At 44.1% G+C, this 1202-nt stretch carries 1 protein-coding gene and 1 pseudogene; one reads left to right on the top strand and one right to left on the bottom strand.

Annotated features, from left to right (window positions below; all coding sequences use genetic code 11):
• Positions 1-596 precede the first annotated feature (596 nt).
• A complete protein-coding gene (locus tag F6K46_RS39875; RefSeq protein WP_293069078.1) occupies positions 597-728 on the top strand; it encodes a hypothetical protein in 132 nt (43 codons plus the stop codon).
• On the opposite strand, the pseudogene F6K46_RS39870 reads toward F6K46_RS39875, so the two are convergent.
• Positions 684-1077 (bottom strand): annotated as a pseudogene (locus tag F6K46_RS39870) (transposase); the annotation flags it as partial. The gene F6K46_RS39875 and the pseudogene F6K46_RS39870 sit on opposite strands and share 45 nt — an antisense overlap.
• Positions 1078-1202: the final 125 nt, after the last annotated feature.

Genomic DNA, 1202 nt, shown 5'->3' with positions numbered 1-1202 from the left:
TAAATGTAACGAGGCGGCAAACGTTCACTTTCGTTAACCATTGTCAGTCTTCCTGCGAGCAGTTCAAATGTTGTGACTACACTTTATACCACCATTCCTTTTCAGGATTTTATCGAGAATCTGCACACAGGTTCCGATTACTCTTCCCCTCTCATCTCGGCAGGCTGAGGGATGCACTCCTCAGAAAACCATTTCAGGTTTCGATTCATTCAGACGCTTTCACGTCGCACAACGGCCACATTTTTATAATAACATAAAATAATCTTTTATTATAACATATTTTAACAACTTTTGTAACAAATCCGTTCGGCAGTCGGCAGTCGGCAGTCGGGAAGAGGGTTTGACGGTTTTTTTATAACTGAATAATATCCCTCTTCTGTCACTCTCCGGTTTTTCCTATTATTAAGACTTTCTACAAACAAGGTATATTAAGCAATACAGCGTTCGATGATGACATTTTGAAAATTTTAGCACTCTCATGAATTTATACTCATAAAAAAGCTGGCTATCGCTTGATATACAAAGGTTCTAGAATGCGCGAAATGGCAAAAGTTTTCGGAGAGTGACAGAAGAGGGATATAGCGCTTTCTATCCTAATGAGGTACACAGGATTTTTTACCTCTTGCCGTCTTGATGCAGTCGCTCATGGTTTGTTCGCCTTCGCCTTTGGCGTGGTCTACGGCTTACTTGTGCTTACTCTTGGGAAGTTGACACTCCCCGGTCATTAGACGCGGGGATTCTTCACTCAACGACCCAGCGTGGCTGTTCCTGACCGGAATCAAGAACAGTAGAGGCCAGATCTCCTGAAGAGTTCGGGTCTATAACCCAGGTTCCGGTGTGCCCCACCGTACCCAAGGCTCTATTCAGAATATTGATTGCAGCGTTGTGGTCACGGTCTAATTCACAGCCACATTCACAGACGTGAGTTCTAGTCGATAGTGACTTTTTGACCACTTCGCCGCACTCGGAACAGTTTTGGCTTGTATAGGCAGGATTCACTGCAACAGTGACTCTACCAAACTTCTTACCAAAGTGCTCTAACCATTTTCTAAATTGATACCAACCTGCATCATTGATAGGTTAGAGTCGATGCCTAGGTATTACCCTAGGGCACCTCTCCTTCAAATCCGTGCATGAAACTTTCGCCTCACACGGCTCCTAGATATCCTAGCTTTTAAGCTTGCTCCCGTGGATGAGTTGGT

The organism is Moorena sp. SIO3E8 (assembly GCF_010692445.1).
Lineage (GTDB): Bacteria > Cyanobacteriota > Cyanobacteriia > Cyanobacteriales > Coleofasciculaceae > Moorena > Moorena bouillonii.
The sequence above is the reverse complement of the archived record's forward strand: the minus strand, read 5'-3'. Positions and strand labels throughout refer to the sequence as shown.

Excerpts from the sequence above, each read along its gene's own strand:
- F6K46_RS39875 (WP_293069078.1), top strand. The coding sequence starts at position 597 with ATGAGGTACACAGGATTTTTTACCTCTTGCCGTCTTGATGCAGTCGCT.